15 protein-coding genes are annotated in these 17,204 nt (G+C 67.4%); 7 read left to right on the forward strand and 8 right to left on the reverse strand.

The window, feature by feature from the left end; genetic code table 11:
* Nucleotides 1–285: 285 nt before the first annotated feature.
* From acnB to ACSVDD_RS15295, 4 genes are all read left to right on the forward strand, one after another.
* Nucleotides 286–2,853, forward strand: coding sequence for a bifunctional aconitate hydratase 2/2-methylisocitrate dehydratase (gene acnB, locus ACSVDD_RS15280; protein WP_448190223.1), 2,568 nt, complete (start codon nt 286–288; stop codon nt 2,851–2,853).
* A 73-nt stretch (nt 2,854–2,926) separates the two neighbouring features.
* The gene (locus ACSVDD_RS15285; RefSeq protein ID WP_448190224.1) at nt 2,927–4,690 is read left to right on the forward strand and encodes a hypothetical protein; all 1,764 of its coding nucleotides are present in this window, start codon (nt 2,927–2,929) and stop codon (nt 4,688–4,690) included.
* Nucleotides 4,691–4,757: 67 nt separating this feature from the next.
* Entirely contained in the window at nt 4,758–4,934 is a 177-nt protein-coding gene (locus ACSVDD_RS15290) for a hypothetical protein (RefSeq protein ID WP_448190225.1), read from the forward strand.
* Nucleotides 4,931–5,200: a type II toxin-antitoxin system RelE/ParE family toxin gene (locus ACSVDD_RS15295; protein ID WP_448190226.1), complete on the forward strand. Its 270-nt coding sequence runs from the start codon at nt 4,931–4,933 to the stop codon at nt 5,198–5,200. Before ACSVDD_RS15290 ends, ACSVDD_RS15295 begins: the two co-directional genes overlap by 4 nt.
* 382 nt (nt 5,201–5,582) lie before the next feature.
* Here the strand turns inward: ACSVDD_RS15295 and ACSVDD_RS15300 are convergent, their stop codons facing one another.
* Complete coding sequence (locus ACSVDD_RS15300) at nt 5,583–5,729, reverse strand: hypothetical protein (RefSeq protein WP_448190227.1); 147 nt, start codon at nt 5,727–5,729, stop codon at nt 5,583–5,585.
* 193 nt (nt 5,730–5,922) lie between these two features.
* Here ACSVDD_RS15300 and ACSVDD_RS15305 point away from each other — a divergent pair, with 193 nt between their 5' ends.
* Complete coding sequence (locus ACSVDD_RS15305) at nt 5,923–7,158, forward strand: phenylacetate--CoA ligase family protein (protein WP_448190228.1); 1,236 nt, start codon at nt 5,923–5,925, stop codon at nt 7,156–7,158.
* Nucleotides 7,159–7,202: 44 nt separating this feature from the next.
* On the opposite strand, the gene ACSVDD_RS15310 is transcribed toward ACSVDD_RS15305, so the two are convergent.
* Complete coding sequence (locus ACSVDD_RS15310) at nt 7,203–8,276, reverse strand: class I SAM-dependent methyltransferase (protein WP_448190229.1); 1,074 nt, start codon at nt 8,274–8,276, stop codon at nt 7,203–7,205.
* A 287-nt stretch (nt 8,277–8,563) separates the two neighbouring features.
* Between ACSVDD_RS15310 and ACSVDD_RS15315 the strand changes: the two genes are divergently transcribed.
* Complete coding sequence (locus ACSVDD_RS15315; protein WP_448190230.1) at nt 8,564–9,154, forward strand: NUDIX domain-containing protein; 591 nt, start codon at nt 8,564–8,566, stop codon at nt 9,152–9,154.
* 13 nt (nt 9,155–9,167) lie between these two features.
* On the opposite strand, the gene ACSVDD_RS15320 is transcribed toward ACSVDD_RS15315, so the two are convergent.
* Complete coding sequence (locus ACSVDD_RS15320; RefSeq protein WP_448190231.1) at nt 9,168–9,653, reverse strand: YchJ family protein; 486 nt, start codon at nt 9,651–9,653, stop codon at nt 9,168–9,170.
* A gap of 61 nt (nt 9,654–9,714) precedes the next feature.
* On the reverse strand, nt 9,715–10,818 hold the full coding sequence (gene mtnA / locus ACSVDD_RS15325; RefSeq protein ID WP_448190232.1) for an S-methyl-5-thioribose-1-phosphate isomerase: 1,104 nt from the start codon (nt 10,816–10,818) through the stop codon (nt 9,715–9,717).
* A gap of 153 nt (nt 10,819–10,971) precedes the next feature.
* On the opposite strand from mtnA, the gene ACSVDD_RS15330 reads away from it, so the two are divergent.
* Complete coding sequence (locus tag ACSVDD_RS15330) at nt 10,972–12,624, forward strand: sensor histidine kinase (RefSeq protein ID WP_448190233.1); 1,653 nt, start codon at nt 10,972–10,974, stop codon at nt 12,622–12,624.
* Between the two features lie 9 nt (nt 12,625–12,633).
* On the opposite strand, the gene ACSVDD_RS15335 is transcribed toward ACSVDD_RS15330, so the two are convergent.
* The 4 genes from ACSVDD_RS15335 to ACSVDD_RS15350 all read right to left on the reverse strand — a co-directional run bounded on the left by ACSVDD_RS15335 (nt 12,634) and on the right by ACSVDD_RS15350 (nt 17,135).
* A complete protein-coding gene (locus ACSVDD_RS15335; RefSeq protein ID WP_448190234.1) occupies nt 12,634–13,182 on the reverse strand; it encodes a 3'-5' exonuclease family protein in 549 nt (182 codons plus the stop codon).
* A 13-nt stretch (nt 13,183–13,195) separates the two neighbouring features.
* Nucleotides 13,196–14,998, reverse strand: a complete 1,803-nt coding sequence (locus ACSVDD_RS15340) for a DUF294 nucleotidyltransferase-like domain-containing protein (RefSeq protein WP_448190235.1) — start codon at nt 14,996–14,998, stop codon at nt 13,196–13,198.
* Nucleotides 14,999–15,114: 116 nt separating this feature from the next.
* Nucleotides 15,115–16,833, reverse strand: a complete 1,719-nt coding sequence (locus tag ACSVDD_RS15345) for a cation acetate symporter (protein WP_448190236.1) — start codon at nt 16,831–16,833, stop codon at nt 15,115–15,117.
* Complete coding sequence (locus tag ACSVDD_RS15350; protein ID WP_448190237.1) at nt 16,833–17,135, reverse strand: DUF485 domain-containing protein; 303 nt, start codon at nt 17,133–17,135, stop codon at nt 16,833–16,835. Before ACSVDD_RS15350 ends, ACSVDD_RS15345 begins: the two co-directional genes overlap by 1 nt.
* Between the last annotated feature and the right edge of the window lie 69 nt (nt 17,136–17,204).

Consider the following 17,204-nt stretch of genomic DNA (forward strand, 5'->3'; position numbering starts at 1 on the left):
GATATAACACCTCGCCGTTCTGGGTACTGTCATCCCCGGACGCGCCTGTGTGAACAGGTTCCAAGGTAGGGGCGATGTCCGAATTCGTCGACGGGTCCATGCGAGGCAGAGGCCGAAGCAATGGCCGAAACGATTCCGCCGCCCCCACCCCCTCCGCACGAACACAAAGATGGATGCGGCCACACGCCGCAAATCCACGAGAAGCCCATCGGAATGGGTCGGAATGGTCAGCCTAAGAACAAGAAACGCACGTCGATCAACAACCCGCAACGAGAGGACCTAGCCGTGCTTGAAGCTTACCGCCAGCATGTGGCTGAGCGTGCTGCGCTCGGAATTCCGCCCCTTCCGCTGACCGCCAAGCAGACCGAGGAACTGGTCGCCCTGCTGAAGTCCCCGCCCAAGGGCGAGGAGGCTTTCCTGGTCGACCTCATCACCCACCGCGTCCCCGCCGGCGTGGATGACGCCGCCAAGGTCAAGGCCGCGTTCCTGGCCAAGGTCGCCGCGGGTGAGGAAGCGTGCGCGCTGATCTCCAAGGTCAAGGCGACGGAACTGCTGGGCACCATGCTCGGTGGCTTCAACATCAAGCCGCTGATCGGGCTGCTGGGCGACGCCGAGTGCGGCGCCGCGGCCGCCGCCGGCCTGAAGACCACGCTGTTGATGTTCGACTACTTCCACGACGTCAAGGCGCTGGCCGACGCGGGCAACGCCAACGCCAAGGGCGTCATCCAGTCCTGGGCCGACGCGGAGTGGTTCACCTCGCGCCCCGAGGTCCCGGCCAGCCTGACGCTGACCATCTTCAAGGTGACCGGCGAGACCAACACCGACGACCTGTCGCCGGCCCCCGACGCGTGGTCGCGCCCGGACATCCCGCTGCACGCCCTGGCGATGCTGAAGAACGCCCGCCCCGGCATCGAGCCGGAAGAGCCGGGCACCCGCGGCCCGGTCAAGCACCTCGAAGCCCTCAAGGCCAAGGGCAACCTTGTCGCCTACGTCGGCGACGTGGTGGGCACCGGCTCGTCGCGCAAGTCGGCGACCAATTCGGTCCTGTGGTTCACCGGCGAGGACATCCCCTTCGTCCCCAACAAGCGCTTCGGCGGCGTCTGCCTGGGCTCGAAGATCGCGCCGATCTTCTACAACACCATGGAAGACGCGGGCGCGCTGCCCATCGAGCTGGACGTCTCCAAGATGGAGATGGGCGATGTGGTCGAGCTGCGCCCCTATGAGGGCAAGGCCCTGAAGAACGGCGAAGTCATCGCCGAGTTCACCGTGAAGTCCGACGTGATCTTCGACGAAGTGCGCGCCGGCGGCCGCATTCCGCTGATCATCGGCCGCGGCCTGACCGCCCGCGCCCGCGAGGCGCTGGGCCTGGCCCCGTCCACCCTGTTCCGCCTGCCGACCTCGCCGTCGGACAGCGGCAAGGGCTTCACGCTGGCGCAGAAGATGGTCGGCCGCGCCTGCGGCCTGCCCGAGGGCAAGGGCATCCGCCCCGGCACCTACTGCGAGCCGAAGATGACCACCGTGGGGTCGCAGGACACCACCGGCCCGATGACCCGCGACGAGCTGAAGGATCTGGCCTGCCTGGGCTTCTCGGCCGACCTCGTCATGCAGTCGTTCTGCCACACCGCCGCCTATCCGAAGCTGGTGGACGTGAAGACGCACCAGGAGTTGCCGTCGTTCATCTCGACCCGCGGCGGCGTCGCGCTGCGCCCCGGTGACGGCGTCATCCACTCCTGGCTGAACCGCCTGCTGCTGCCGGACACCGTCGGCACCGGCGGCGACAGCCACACGCGCTTCCCCATCGGCATCTCGTTCCCGGCCGGCTCGGGTCTGGTGGCCTTCGCCGCCGCGACCGGCGTCATGCCGCTGGACATGCCGGAGAGCGTGCTGGTGCGCTTCAAGGGCAAGATGCAGCCGGGCGTCACGCTGCGTGACCTCGTCAACGCCATCCCGCTCTACGCCATCCGCCAGGGTCTGCTGACGGTGGAGAAGAAGGGCAAGAAGAACCTGTTCTCCGGCCGCATCCTGGAGATCGAGGGTCTGCCCGACCTGAAGGTCGAGCAGGCGTTCGAGCTGTCCGACGCCTCGGCCGAGCGTTCGGCGGCGGCGTGCACGGTGCGCCTGAACAAGGAGCCGATCATCGAGTACATGCGCTCCAACATCGCGTTGATGCGCTGGATGATCGCCAACGGCTACCAGGACGCCCGCACGCTGGGCCGCCGCATCGCGGCGATGGAGGCCTGGATCGCCAAGCCGGACCTGTTGCAGCCGGACGCGGATGCCGAGTACGCGGCGGTGATCGAGATCGATCTGGCCGACATCAAGGAGCCGATCGTCGCCTGCCCGAACGACCCGGACGACGTGAAGCTGCTGTCCGAGGTTGCCGGCGACACGATCGACGAGGTGTTCATCGGCTCGTGCATGACCAACATCGGCCACTTCCGCGCGGCCGGTAAGGTTCTGGAAGGCAAGTCCGACATCCCGACCCGCCTGTGGATCGCGCCGCCCACCAAGATGGACGCGATGATCCTCAGCGAGGAGGGCTACTACAGCGTGCTCGGCAAGTCCGGTGCGCGCATGGAGATGCCGGGCTGCTCGCTGTGCATGGGCAACCAGGCGCAGGTCCGCAAGGGCTCGACGGCGATGTCGACGTCCACCCGCAACTTCCCGAACCGCCTGGGCCTGGACACCCGCGTCTATCTCGGCTCGGCCGAGCTGGCGGCGGTGTGCGCGCTGATCGGCAAGATCCCGACCGTGGCCGAGTACATGGATCAGGTCGCGGTGGTCAACCAGAAGGCCGGCGACGTCTACCGCTACATGAACTTCGACCAGATCCCGGAGTTCGCCAACGCGTAAGCGTCGGATAGCACTGGAAACGAAGCGCCCCCGCCGGGAGATTGGCGGGGGCGTTTTTGTTTGTGCGCCGTTTTTGGACGGACATCACCCCGGAAACGCCGCCCAATGCTCGGTAATCGCCGCTTCTCCAAAGACGGCGATCTGCTATCCTGAGGTGCGTATTCTGGCGTTGATGGATCGATTTGTGGCAGAACAAGTGATAATCACCTCCAGAAAGGAGTTTGAGCACTGGCTGGCCGGCAAGCCACGCGCGTGGGCTATGGCCATCGCGGCGCGCGCAGCGTTGCGGGCACTGCCGGTTCTGGAAAGACTGGCAGAGCACCAACGCGATGCTTCTAAATCTACAACCTTGACCCTTGCCGTGTTCCGCGCCGCGCTCATCTCGTCGACTGCAGAGTTGGGGCCACCCGACGGGACGCTCTCGCGCGCTGCCTATGTCTACACTACCTACGCCGCTGCCGCCCGTGTCGCTTACGCCACCAACGATACCGACATTCATGCAGCAACCGCCGACGCTGTCGTCAGTGCCACCGCCGACGCTGCCGCCATCAGCCCCGCCGCCTTCACCGCTTCTTGGAAGGCCGTAGAAAGCGATGCATGCACGCTCACCATCGGTGAAGCCAGTGACCCGGTCATCTCCCTCCTGCGGACACCGCTCTGGCCGCAAGCAAAGACCCCAGCCTGGGCGCGCAAGTGCTGGACCGCGCTATGCGGCGATTCTGCGCTCCGCAAAGCCGGCTTCGCCCCCTGGTTCGACTGGTACGAGGGTCTGCTGCCGCTGTCCGGCACCACGCCGAGCGACCGTTTCGGCCCGCCTCTGACCCGCCGGATCGCCCTGCAACCGCAGGGGTGGTGGGATCGCGGCGCGAAGGCCGTCAACGCGGATATTGCGGCGTGGCTGGCGGAGCAGGACGCGGAGACGGCCGTACCGCCGCAGGTGCCAGCGGCCTACCGGTTCACCGAGCAGGGCGGCCGCATCGGACTGGCGCCCCAGGATGTCACGGCAACTAACCTCGCAGCCGCACAAGCGTTTCTGGACGAGTTGCGGGAACGGGCGGTCCAAGCGGCGGAGCGGTTGGAGAACGCCCGCAACGCCGTGCCCTTCTTGGAGGCCGAGGTCTCGCGGCTGCGCGATTTCCTGCCGGCCGCGGCGGCCGACCTGAACCCCTTCCTGCTGCGCTGCCGGCTCGTTTCCATCGACGCCGCGGTGGTGACTCTCCAAACCGCGGGGGCATCGCGAGAGTTGGCGGACGACCCGACCATGCAGGTGACGGGGCTCGCCCTCATCGGGCGGGAACTAATGCTGAGCTTCCCCGACCAACGCAACCGCGAGCGGGAGGAGATCGCGCGGGCCATCCCGCCGGGGCAGGAACGGCAGATCGCCAAAGCGCTGGCGGAGGTTTCCAAGGTCGCGGCGCAAGCGCCGGAGGTGGTGACCGAACAGGCCGCCGCCGCGCTCGTAACCATGAGCACCATGACGTGCGAGGCGGCGGATGGCCCAGCGGATGCCCAACGGGAGCGGATCGTCGAACAGGTGGTAGTCAACCGCAATTTCCTTTCGGAAGTGGTCCGGTTCGGCTGGGACATATGGGACCGGGTGCAGCGGGGCGCCCTTGATGGTGCCGAGGTGGTGTTGAAGCACGCCCCAATCTTCGGCTTTGCCGGGCTGGTCAGTGCGCTCACCGATCCCGTATTCGGCGTCCCCGCGTTCGGCTTCGTTGCCTTGTTCGCCGGCTACGACCAGATCGAACGCGGGCTGAAGCTTCTGGAGAGACTGATCCCTGAGCACGCTAAGGAACTGAAGAAACCAGCAAAGAAACTGAAGGCGGACGGGTAGGCGCCCCCGCGTGTTTACCCCTCGGCGCGCACTCGACAGCGAAGCGCGTAGATGCCATCTTGGACCCATGACCCAGGCCCAGCGCATCCCCGACGACAACGACATCGAGTTGGAACAGCTTCGCGCGGCTGTCGAGGAAGCGCGCGCCGCAGCCAAGCGCGGCGACGTGGTCCCCCATGAGCGCATGCGCGAGTGGCTGCTGGATCTCGCGCAGGGGAAGATGACGGACCCACCTCTGCCGTGAAGGTCATATGGACCACGCCGGCCGTTCGAGACGTGCAGTCGCACGTCACTTATCTTGCCGAAGTGAATCCGTTGGCGGCGCGCGAACTCGGTATCACGCTGTTCACGACCGGCGACAGCCTTTGCGCCCTTCCGCTTCGTGGTCGGCGCGGCCGAATCCCAGGAACCCGAGAACTTCTCGCAGCGACACCGTACGTGATCGTCTATGAAGTCGGCGAAGACGCTGTGACAATCCTTCGCGTTTGGCACGGAAAGCTGTTGGCATAGTCATGCACGCCACCGGCGGGTGCTCCGACGCCGTGCGCGAGCGGATCGAACGCAAGGCGGCTCCGAAGGCCGAGTGAGGCCCGATCTTGACGCAGTCGCACACCCTCTTTAGGATATCAGTCCTGCGAACACCCGAATTGCGTCCGCTCGGTGGCCGAATGCAACGCCTCCGTGAAAGGCGTCGCACAGCGTTGCATCGTGTTGCATCCGCCCCGGAGACGTCCTTCGCCTTCGAAGAAGGTGCTACACGGCCGCGCACGAACGACCGGCCGTAAGCTCTTGGGATGACACGGACATTGGCTGATCCCCGCCATTGTGCATTCGCCGGGGTGTGCACAACGGCGCACAGTGGCGGCGCGGCTCGCCGGGGCTGCGCGCCGCATCAGGCCTGACGGGCGTCCGCCATCAGCAGGTCCCGCAGCTTGGACAGGACGTCCACGATCAAGCGCGCGTCGGCCTCGTTGTCGTTGGCGGGCAGAACCGGGCTCATCAGGGGGAAGGACGAGAGGTCGGAGAGGGCGGCGTCCATGGCAAGCTCCCGAGGGCTGGTTGATGCATTACATTTTAGCCAATTGCCGCTCATCCGGCTGTGATGGGCATCACTCCGCCAAATTTTTTCCGATATGCGGCAACACGCCCGCCGGGGAGAGTCATCCGGGCCTGTCCAGCGCCGTCCAGAAAGGCTACCGTGGCGGCAAGCAAAAAACGGGATGGAAACGCACATGACCGGCGAGCACTACGACACCCTGGAAACCCGCGATCCGCAGGCGCGCGAGGCGGCGCTGATGGCGGCGCTGCCCGGCCATGTGGCGCATGCCAAGGCCAACGCGCCGGCCTACGCCCGGCTGCTGGCCGACATCGGCCCGCACAGCATCGCCAGCCGCGCGGCGCTCGCCTCGCTGCCGGTGACGCGCAAGTCCGACCTGACCGAGATGCAGGCGGGCGAGCCTCCGTTCGGCGGGCTGACCGGCGTGGCCGTCGCCGATCTGGCGCGCATCTACTGCTCGCCGGGGCCGATCTTCGACCCGGAGGGCCAGGGGCCGGACCACTACCGCACCGCCCGCGCGCTGTACGCCAGCGGCGTGCGCAAGGGGCAGATCGTCCACAACTGCTTCGCCTACCACTTCACCCCAGCCGGCCGCATGTTCGAGGCCGGCGCCCACGCCATCGGCTGCCCGGTCTTCCCGGCCGGCACCGGCAACACTGAGCAGCAGGTGCAGGTCATCGCCCACCTGAAGCCGGCCGCCTACGTCGGCACGCCCGACTATCTGAAGATCATCCTGGAGAAGGCGGACGAGTTGGGCGTCGCCCTGCCCTCGCTGAGGCTTGGCCACGTGACCGGCGGCGCCTTCCTGCCGGCGCAGCGCGCGCTGTACGCCGAGCGCGGCATCCAGGTGTTCCAGAGCTACGGCATCGCCGATCTCGGCCTGATCGCCTACGAGACCTCCGCCCGCGAGGGGCTGGTGGTGGCCGAGGAGGTGATCCTGGAGATCGTCCGCCCCGGCACCGGCGACCCCGTCCCCGCCGGCGAGGTCGGCGAGGTGGTGATCACCGTGCCGAACGCCGCCTACCCGCTGACCCGCTTCGCCACCGGCGATCTGTCGGCGGTGCTGCCGGGGGTGAGCCCGTGCGGGCGCACCAACACGCGCATCAAAGGCTGGATGGGCCGCGCCGACCAGACCACCAAGGTCAAGGGCATGTTCGTCCACCCCCGCCAGATCGCCGAGGTGCTGACGCGCCACCCCGACGTGCTGCGCGCCCGGCTGGTGGTGGACCGGCAGGGCGACACCGACGTGATGGTGCTGAAGATCGAGGCGGTGCCGGAAGAGGGGCTGGAGTCGGCCGTCGCCGACAGCCTCGCCGCCGTGACCAAGCTGAAGGGCCGCGTCGAGCTGGAGCCGCCCGGCAGCCTGCCCAACGACGGCAAGGTCATCGACGACGTTCGGAAATACGACTGAGGGGGGAGTACCAAGTCTTCACGTGGAAAATGGTGGCCAGAAACTCACGCCGGCTTCATCGCCACGAAGCGGTAATAGCGCAGGCCATGGCCGAGCACCCTCAGGCGCGCCCACCACAGTTGCAGCTCGCGCGCCAGCCCGGCCAGCAGGCCCTTGTCCACCGCAGCGCTTTGCAGCGCCTCGGCCAGCCAGCGGACGCGTTCGACGATCAGGCGGCGCAGCGTCGGGGTCAGGTCCTCGACGATGCGCACGTCCATGTTCCGCTGCGTCAACTCGTCCTTCATGCGCTGGGCGGTCCAGGGGTACAGCTCCAGCGGCTCGGTGTCCTTCCAGGCGTTCCAGCTGTCCCTGGAGCCGGGCGCCCCGTCGATCACATAGTCCATCAGCAGCACCGAGCCCTTGGGCTTCACGCAATCGCAGAGGTGGTCGAGGTAGGGTTCCTTGTCGCGGACGCGGTGGACGATGCGGTCGGCAAGCACGAGGTCGTAGCTGCCGGCGGGGCTGAAGGCCTCCGGGTCGTAGGGCATCACCGGCGCCTTGCGGTCGAGGTCGAGCGCCTGCGAGCGGCGCATGCCCAGCCGCGCCAGCAGCGGCGACGGCTCCAGCGCCGTCACCCAGGTGTCGTAGGCCGAGACGATGGCCCGCGCCGCCCCGCCCAGCCCGCCCGAGCAGTCCAGCACGCTCTTGGCCGGGGTGAGGCCGAAGGAGCGCACCGCATCGACCATGAACGCCCCGTTCCCCGGCCCGACGAAGTCCTCGCCCCACAGCATCTGCGCGCCGCGCGCCTGCTCGACCGACCACACCGGCTTGCCGCGGCGGTCGATGTCCAGCCCTTCCAGGCCGCGCGCTTCCGGGTCGTCGTCCGGCACCGCGGCGGAAACTGGAGTGTCGGTGGGGGCGTCGGTGGGGGCGTCGGTGGGGGTATCGGCGGGGTGCAGCGGGTCCGCGGTGACCGCGGCGGTGTCCATGCGGCGCACGTCGGGCTTGGCGGTCCAGCGCGACGCCCGCAGCGCCTTGGCCTCGTTGCGCAGGCTCGCGAGGTCATAGCCTTCCCACCAAGCTTCCAGCTTGGCCCGCCAATCCGGGTCCAACCAGCGCTGGATGTCTTGTGGTTCCACCAGCCCTCTCCGTCAGCTCCCACCGGGACAAGGCGCCGCCACAATCATCGGCCGCGCTTCGGAAAACATCGCAAAGCAAAAATCGGAAAGTTGCTTTAGGGTAAATGCAATGTACGTTGCATATCCGAAATAAAGTGGTAGACCCTGCCAAGCCAACGGTCAATATTCATTGTTTTAGGCATAATTTTCGGGAATTTGCCCGGCCCCGGAAACGTTCGGCCGAAGCGCCGCGTTGCGGCACCGTGCCGCACTGCCTATAGTCCTCGGGACTCGAACGGAGGCGCCTCGTGCCGAACAAGACCGGCAATCCCTGGACGATCCTGTGCACCAAGCCGATCTACGAGAACCCGTGGATCCGCGTGGTCGAGCACGATGTACTCAACCCCAAGGGCAAGCCCGGCATTTACGGGATCGTGCATCTCCAGCACATCGCCACCGGCGTGATCCCCATCGACGCGGACGGCTGCACCACGCTGGTCGGCCAGTACCGCTTTCCCTTGAAGCAATACAGCTGGGAGATCCCGGAAGGCGGGGGCAAGCCCGGTGTGCCGCCGCTGGAATCGGCGCAGCGCGAACTGGCCGAGGAAACCGGCCTGATCGCCCGCGAATGGCTCCCGCTGCTCACCCTCCACCTGTCGAACAGCATCACCGACGAGGTGGCGCACACCTTCCTCGCCTGGGATCTGGAACAGGGCATGGCCGAGCCGGAAGACACGGAGGAGCTTCAGCTCCGCCGTGTGCCTTTCCGCGAGGCCTGCGACATGGCGATGCGCGGCGACATCACCGACGCCATAGCGGTCGCCAGCCTGCTGAAGGCCCGCCTGCTGGCGCAGGACGGCGCCCTGCCGGACGAGCTGGCGACGCTGATGCTGAAGTGAGCGTGGGGCGGCGTTAAGCCGAGGCTCCGCAGCACTTCTTGTACTTCTTGCCGCTGCCGCACGGGCACGGCTCGTTGCGGCCGACCTTGGGGGCGGTGCGCGGCCGCTGGCCCATGATGCCGTCCACGTAGTACCAGACGCCGTCGCGCTTGGCGAAGGTGCTGGTCTCGTGGTGGACGTAGTCCTTGCCGTCCACCTTGAAGCGGGCGACGAACTCGACCACGCCTTCCGAATCCTCCGGGCCGCCGGCCTCGGTCGAGCGCACGTCGAGGCCCAGCCACTCGCTGTTGTTGGCCCAGTCGGTGACGTGCTCGCGGTTGAAGTCGTGCCGGGTCTCGGGCAGCAGCGAGTCGTGCAGGTAGTCGACGTTCTTCGTGCTGAACGCCGAATAGCGCGAGCGCATCAGCGCCTCGGCCGTCGGTGCCGGCACGGCGCCCGACAGGTAAGGGCCGCAGCACGCCTCGAGCGTCTTGCCGGAGCCGCAGGGGCAATCGGTCATTGGTCATAGCCTCCGTCTTGAGCGGCCCTGCATAGCGCAAGCCGCCCCCAACGCCAAGACCTCACGCCACCGCCCGCTGCTCCGGGAACAGGCTCAACAGCCCGTCGCGGGTGGAGGGGCAGACGCCGCGCTCGGTGATCAGCGCGGTCACCAGCCGTGAGGGCGTCACGTCGAAGGCGAAGTTCGCCACGTCGCTGCCTTCGGGCGTCACGCGGATCGTCTCGATGCGGCCGTCCCTGGTGATGCCGGTCAGCTCGGTCACCTCGGCGCCGTGGCGCTCCTCGATGGGGATCTCCCTGACGCCGTCGGAGATGCGCCAGTCGATGGTCGGCGATGGCAGCGCCACATAGAACGGCACGCCGTTGTCGTGCGCCGCCAGCGCCTTGAGGTAGGTGCCGATCTTGTTGCAGACGTCGCCGCCGGCCGTCGTGCGGTCGGTGCCGACGATGCACAGATCCACCTGCCCGTGCTGCATCAGGTGGCCGCCGACGTTGTCGACGATCACCGTGTGCGGCACGCCGTGGCGGTTCAGCTCCCACGCGGTCAGGCTGGCGCCCTGGTTGCGCGGGCGGGTCTCGTCCACCCACACGTGCAGCGGGATGCCCTCTTCGAACGCCACATAGATCGGTGCCAGCGCCGTGCCCCAGTCCACCGTCGCCAGCCAGCCGGCGTTGCAGTGGGTCAGCACGTGCACCGGCTCGCCGGGTTTCTTGCCCTTCGCGGCTTGGCGGATCAGCGCGGCGCCGTGCTCGCCGATGGCACGGCAGATGGCGACGTCCTCGTCCGCCACCGACGCCGCCTCGGCGTAGGCGGCGAGGACGCGCTCCTCCACCGGCAGCGCGTGCAGGTGGCTGCGCATGCGCTCCAGTGCCCAGCGCAAATTGACCGCCGTCGGGCGGGTGGCGAGCAGCACGTCGCACGCCATGTCCAGTGCGGTGTCGGAAGGGTCGGCGCGCAGCGCTAGAGCCACGCCGTAGGCCGCGGTGGCGCCGATCAGCGGGGCGCCGCGCACGAGCATGGCGTGGATGGCGTGCGCCGCTTCCTCCAGGGTGGTCAGGCGGGCGACCGCGAAGTCGTGCGGCAGCTTGGTCTGATCGATGATCTCCACCGACCAGCCGTCCTTCGCCAGCCAGATCGTGCGATAGGCCGTGCCGTTCACCTTCATGGGGTCGCTCCGTTGCTCACTGGCGCCCGGCGGGGCGCATCCCAACATCAGGCCCCGACATTAGGCACCGACACGCAACGGTTCAACAGCCAGGAACACCGCCCGCGCGCGGATGTTGGAATGCCATCGCCCAGAAGGGAGCCTTCCGCAATCATGCCGCTGCGCACGTTCCGCTCCCACCCGTCGCCGCTCTATCACCTGCCCGGCACGCTGCTGGTGATGATCGCCTGTGCGCTGTCGGTGCTGGTCACCGCCGGGTTGATGGCGATGTTCGCGTGGCGGGACCGCGTCGCCTCCATGGAGCGGGCCCGCGGGGTGTCCGCCAACGTCAGCCTGCTGGTGGCCGAGCACGCCGCCCGCCTGATCCAGATCGGCGACCTGACGTTGCGCCAGACGGCCGAGTTGGCCGGTCCGCCGGACGCAGCGCTGCCGACCGACCGGGCCACGTGGCAGCGGTTGGCCGACCTCGCCGCAGCAGCGCCGCAGGTGGTGTCGATCTGGATCGGCGACGCCCAGGGCAACGCGGTGCTGACGTCGCGCACCCACCCGCCGCCGCCGATCAACGCCGCCGACCGCGCCTACTTCCAGGCCGCCAGGGCCGGCACCGGCACGCCCTATGTCGGCCGCGTCGACGCGAGCCGCGACGGCTCCGGCGAGGTGCTGGTGCTGAGTCGGCCGTTGCCGGCGCCGCCGGGCAGTTTTAGGGGCTTCGTGACGGTGACCCTGTCGCCGCACCGCTTCGCCGACATCTACCGCACCTTCGACATCGGCTACCGGACGACGGTGTCACTCCAGCGCCCGGACGGCACCGTGCTGGTGCGCGAAAGCGGCGGCGAGGGGACGGACGACGGCGAGGCGATCACCGCCCGCCGGGCGGTCGAGCGCTATGGCCTGATCGCCGAAGTATCCATTCCCCTGTCCAGTGTCCGCGCCGAATGGCTGGGGCGGCTGGGCACCTACACGGCCTATGGGTTCGGCGCGGTGCTGGTGGTGATCGGCATTGGCATGCTCGCCATGCAGCGCGCACGGCGCGAGCGCGAGGCGGAAGACGCGCTCCAGCACGCCTACGACACCCTGGAGGAGAACGTCCACCGCCGCACCAGCGAACTGGAAGACGCCAACCACCGCCTGGAAGGCGCGCTGGCCGACAAGGAGATCCTGCTGAAGGAGGTCCAGCATCGGGTGAAGAATAATTTGCAGGTCATTTGCAGCCTGTTGCGCCTGCAGGCCGCCCGTCTGGACGACCGCTCGCGCGTCGCCTTCGACGAGAGCCTGCGGCGCATCCAGTCCATGAGTCTGGTGCACGAGTTGCTCTACCGCTCGGTCGAACCGGGGCGCATCAACTTCGCAGAGTACCTGCGCCAGCTCTGCGATACTCTGGCGCGGGCCTCCGGCCCGACGCCGGTGCGGGTGACGGTGGAGGCGGAGGACTGGATTCTCGACGCCGACCGCGCCATGCCGCTGGCGCTGATCGCCAGCGAACTGGTGTCCAACGCGTTGCGCCACGCCTTCCCGGACGGGCATACCGGCAGCGTTGTGGTGAATCTGCGGCTGGGACCGGCAGGGGGCAGGACAGTCGGCATGCAGATGGAGGTGCGCGACGACGGGGTCGGCCTGCCCGCCGACCTTCCGGCGACGCCCATGGTCGGCAAACGGCGCGGCGGGCTGGGCCTCGTGCTGGTGCAGTCGCTGGCAAAGCAGGCCCACGCCGACCTGAGAATCGACCGCGACGCCGGCACCCGCTTCACCGTGGCCATTCCCGATGCCGCAGGCCCCGATACTAAAGGACGGGCGGAAGCGGCGTAGCGAACGGCGTCAGCCCCGTTCCGGGGGCTTCAGCCGCAGGTACACCATGGCCGAGGCCAGGGCGTTGGTGTAGGCGTCGTCGCCACCGCGCTCCGGCAGGTCGAGCGCCTTGACGATGGAATCCAGCCGCAAATCCAGCGCGTTCTTGCCCGGCACCTTCAGCCGGCTCTCGTAATACAGGCTCGACACCTCGATGCGCTCGTTCGGCAGCGGGATGCCGATCATCGGCTGCACATAGCGCTCGACCAGCCCGACCGTGAAGTCCAGGTAGTAGCCGACCAGCGGCCGGTTGCCGATCAGGCGCAGGAAACGGTCGAGCGCCGGCTCGGGCGGTTCGGTCGGCCAGAAGGAGACGGTGAGGCGCTGGCTCGCCAGGATGCGGTTGCCGCGGATGCGCACCGCCGCCAGCGTGCGCAGGTCGGCCTTGGCCGGGTCGTAGGAGGTGGCCTCGCAATGGATCGCCACCTGCTCGCCGGTGTCTTCCTCGGACAGCAGGAAACCGTACTGCGGGTCGCTCAGCTGCTGCCCCTTCAGGCGGGACTTCAAGTCGGTCAGCATCGCAGGCTCCGGCTCAGTGCAGGTTCAGGTGGAAGTGATAGGAGATGAACTCCTTGAAGGTCTTCACCAGCGCCAGACAATCGTTGAACTGGTCGCGGTCCATCTTCGACATCTCGGCCGGGCGGACCATGTTGTCGATCTTCACCTCGTGCGCCGCGTCGATGCGCGCCTTCAGCCGCAGCGTCGACAGGAAGGTGAAGGCCTCCGCCAGCTCGCCGGCCAGCTTGCGGTCGATCACCCGCTTGTCGGCCAGCGCCCACAGCCGCTCGACGGTGTTGGTGTCCGTCATGTGCCTTTCCAGCGCCAGCGCGCGCACGCCGTGCACGATGGGGAAGATGCCGGCTTTCTTGATGTCGACGGCCTGGGCGCCGCGGCGGTCGAACAGGTTGGCGAACAGGCCCGACGGCGTGTCGAAGGCCAGCGTCGGCCGCGCAAAGTGCGAGAAGAAGCCGGAATTGTCCGACAGCCGCGCCTGGAGATAGCCCTTGGCCTCCTCCAGCAGGCTGGCGTCGCCGGCCACCGCTGCGGCGTCGTAGAAGATGGCGAGGTTGAGCTGCGCCGCCTCGTCCGGCTGGTGGATCCAGTGGAACAGCGCGTCCTTGTAGGCGGCGAGCGGCTTCGCCCATTCCGGGTTCGACACCATGATGTTGCCGGGGCACGGCGGGTAGCCGAACTCCACCAGATGGCGGGTGAACGCGGCGGTGATGTCGGGCAGGTCGGGGCAGCTGTAGCCGTCGCGCAGGATCAGGCCGTTGTCCTGGTCGGTCTTCAGCAGCTGCTCGCCGCGCCCCTCGCTGCCCATGACCAGCAGGCACGAATTCTCCAGCAGGTCCGGCGGCGCCACCAGTTCGAACAGGCGGCGGAAGATCTTGCGGTTCAACTCGGTCACCAGTTCGGCGATGAACGGCACCCGCACGCCGGTGGCGTGCAGCGTGCGGATCAGGCCGACGGTGTCCTCGCTGGCCTTGCGCAGATCGTCGGTGTTGGAGGCCCGGTCCGCCTGGAGTGCGATCACCTGGCTGTGGTTGGACAGCGCCGAGAGCAGGTCGATCTGCTCCAGCAGGCCGGCGATCTCACCGCCCTCGGTGATGACGATGCGGCGCACGGAGTGCTTGGTCATCAGGATCAGCGCGTTGAACAGCAGCTCGTCGCGGTCCAGCGAAATCAGCTCGTACCGGGCCAGCGGCCCTACCGCCGAGGTCACCGGCAGGCCGTCCAGCACGACGCGGTCGCGCAGGTCGGTGCCGGTCAGCAGGCCGGTCCGGGCGCCGTCGCGCACCAGGACGGAACTGGTCTGGTGCGTCTTCATGGCCAGCGCCGCGTCGCGCAGCGTGGCCTCCGCCTCCACATAGACCGGCGGGTGCAGGTAGGCCTGCCGGACGCGGGCCATGGTCAGCGCCGCCATCTCGCGATTGGAACGCTCGCTGGCCAGTGCGCTCAGACGCTCGGCGAAATCCTCGTAGACGACCTCGCCGAAGGCGGGGCTGGTGCGCGCCAGTTCCACCAGCACCGGGCGCGGCAACAGGTGGCAGACCGTGTCCTCGACGGCGACGAAGCTGTGGCTCTGGCCGCGACCGAACAGCGCCCGCAGGTCGAAGGCGTCGCCCGGCCCGAAGGCGCCCAGGGTTTCGCCATGGTGGCGCTCCTGCACCAGCCCTTTCATGACGATGAAGAGGCAGTCGGCCGGCTCGTCCCGGCCCAGCACGACGCTGTCCTTGGGATAGACGCCGAGGTCGAGGGAATCCGCAAACATCTTCTGCTCGTCCGGCGTCAGCCGGTCGAAGGGAGGAACGGTGAAATCGAACGCTTCGGGCAAGACCGTCTCCGCACGCAGGAGCGAAACAAAAAAAAGGCGCCCCAAGACTGCTCTTGGGGCGCCGCAGAGACTACACCACGTTTCCGATGGGCGGAAGCGGGTGCGACAGTTCGTACTTAGTGAGCCGAAGCACCCTCGGCACCCAGGCCGGTCTGCGACCGGATGTACTGGGCGTCGAACGCACGCTGCTCGTCCTTGGCGTTCTGGCTGTTGTCGGTGATCGAGAAGAACCAGATCGCAATGAACGACAGGGTGATCGAGAAGATGCCGGGGTTGTCGTACGGGATGATCGCCGTCGGGTTGCCGAGCACGGCCTTCCACACGGTCGGGCCGAGGATCAGCATGACGACCGACGAGATCAGGCCGATCCAGCCGCCCATCACCGCGCCGCGGGTGGTCATGCGCTTCCAGAACATCGACATCAGCAGGATCGGGAAGTTCGCCGACGCCGCGATGACGAAGGCCAAGCCGACCATGAAGGCCACGTTCTGGTTCTCGAAGGCGATGCCGAGGAAGATCGAGATGATGCCCAGGACCACCGTGGTGATCTTCGACACGCGGATCTCGTCACGCTCGGACACCCGGCCCTTGAAGAAGACCGAGGCGTACAGGTCGTGCGACACGGCCGAGGCGCCGGCCAGCGTCAGGCCCGACACCACCGCGAGGATGGTGGCGAAGGCGACGGCCGAGATGAAGCCGTAGAACAGGTCGCCGCCCACCGCGTGCGAGGTGTGGATGGCCGCCATGTTGGTGCCGCCGGTGATCATCACCGGGGTGACCTTGCCGCCCGCCGCAACGACCTTGGCCGCGTCGAGGAACGGATACATGCCGTTGGCATCCGGAGCCAGGATCAGCACGATGGCGCCGAAGCCGATGATGAACGTCAGGATGTAGAAGTAACCGATGAAGCCGGTGGCGTAGAACACCGACTTGCGGGCTTCCTTGGCGTTCGACACCGTGAAGAAGCGCATCAGGATGTGCGGCAGGCCGGCGGTGCCGAACATCAACGCCATGCCCAGCGAGATCGCCGAGATGGGATCCGTGACCAGCGTACCCGGCTGCATGATCTTGATGCCGTTGGTGTGCACCTCGGTGGCGCGCTTGAACAGCGCCTCCGGGCTGAAGCCGAACTTGGCGAGCACGGCGAACGCCATGAACGACGCACCCGACAGCAGCAGCACGGCCTTGATGATCTGCACCCAGGTGGTGGCGATCATGCCGCCGAAGGTGACGTAGAGAATCATCAGCACGCCGACGATGACGACGGCGTACATGTAGTCCATGCCGAACAGCAGCTGGATGAGCTTGCCGGCGCCGACCATCTGGGCGATCAGGTAGAACGTCACCGTGGCCAGCGAGCCGCAAGCGGCCAGCGTGCGGATCGGGGTCTGCTGGAAGCGGTAGGAGGCCACGTCGGCGAAGGTGTACTTGCCGAGGTTGCGCAGCCGCTCCGCGATCAGGAACAGGATGAGCGGCCAGCCGACCAGCCAGCCCACCGAATAGATCAGGCCGTCGAAGCCCGAGCTGTACACCAGGCCGGCGATGCCCAGGAACGACGCGGCGGACATGTAGTCGCCGGCGATCGCGAGGCCGTTCTGGAAACCGGTGATGCCGCCGCCGGCGGAGTAGAAGTCCTTCGCCGTCTTGGTGCGGCGCGCGGCCCAGTAGGTGATGCCGAGCGTCAGCACCACGAAGGCCACGAACATGAAGATGGCTTCGTAGTTCACCGCCTGCTTCTGCACGGCGCCTTCGACGGCAGCGGCAAGGACGGTGTTGGGCAGCATGGCGCCGGCAACAGCGGCAGCCGCGCCCAGGCGCGTAAACATGGACCGCATTACTTCGACTCCTCCAGGATCTGCCGGTTCAGTTCGTCGAACTCGCCGTTCGCCCGATTGACGTAGATGCCCGTCAGGATGAAGGCCGAGACGATGGTGAACACACCGATGGGGAGGCCCCACGTGGTCACACCACTGCCGATCGGCGTTCCAAGGAACTGCTTGCCGAATGCGACCAGCAGGATGAAGCCGAAGTAGATAACCAGCATGATCACCGACAGCGTCCACGCGAACGCGGACCGCTTGGCGACCAACTCCTGGAACTTGGGATTGTCGAGAATTCTTTGTGCGTTTGCTTGCATCGTGCGTCCCCTCGCGAGTGCCAGAGAGCTTTGTTAGGGTCATTTAAGACACTCGGCGCGTATGGTCTT

This window comes from Azospirillum terrae, assembly GCF_053470425.1.

Bases quoted from the DNA above. Each gene is read 5' to 3' on its own strand.
- ACSVDD_RS15290 (WP_448190225.1), top strand. From the start codon at position 4,758: ATGACCCAGGCCCAGCGCATCCCCGACGACAACGACATCGAGTTGGAA.
- ACSVDD_RS15300 (WP_448190227.1), bottom strand. From the start codon at position 5,729: ATGGACGCCGCCCTCTCCGACCTCTCGTCCTTCCCCCTGATGAGCCCG.
- ACSVDD_RS15305 (WP_448190228.1), top strand. From the start codon at position 5,923: ATGACCGGCGAGCACTACGACACCCTGGAAACCCGCGATCCGCAGGCG.
- ACSVDD_RS15320 (WP_448190231.1), bottom strand. From the start codon at position 9,653: ATGACCGATTGCCCCTGCGGCTCCGGCAAGACGCTCGAGGCGTGCTGC.
- mtnA (WP_448190232.1), bottom strand. From the start codon at position 10,818: ATGAAGGTGAACGGCACGGCCTATCGCACGATCTGGCTGGCGAAGGAC.
- ACSVDD_RS15330 (WP_448190233.1), top strand. From the start codon at position 10,972: ATGCCGCTGCGCACGTTCCGCTCCCACCCGTCGCCGCTCTATCACCTG.
- ACSVDD_RS15335 (WP_448190234.1), bottom strand. From the start codon at position 13,182: ATGCTGACCGACTTGAAGTCCCGCCTGAAGGGGCAGCAGCTGAGCGAC.
- ACSVDD_RS15345 (WP_448190236.1), bottom strand. From the start codon at position 16,833: ATGCGGTCCATGTTTACGCGCCTGGGCGCGGCTGCCGCTGTTGCCGGC.
- ACSVDD_RS15350 (WP_448190237.1), bottom strand. From the start codon at position 17,135: ATGCAAGCAAACGCACAAAGAATTCTCGACAATCCCAAGTTCCAGGAG.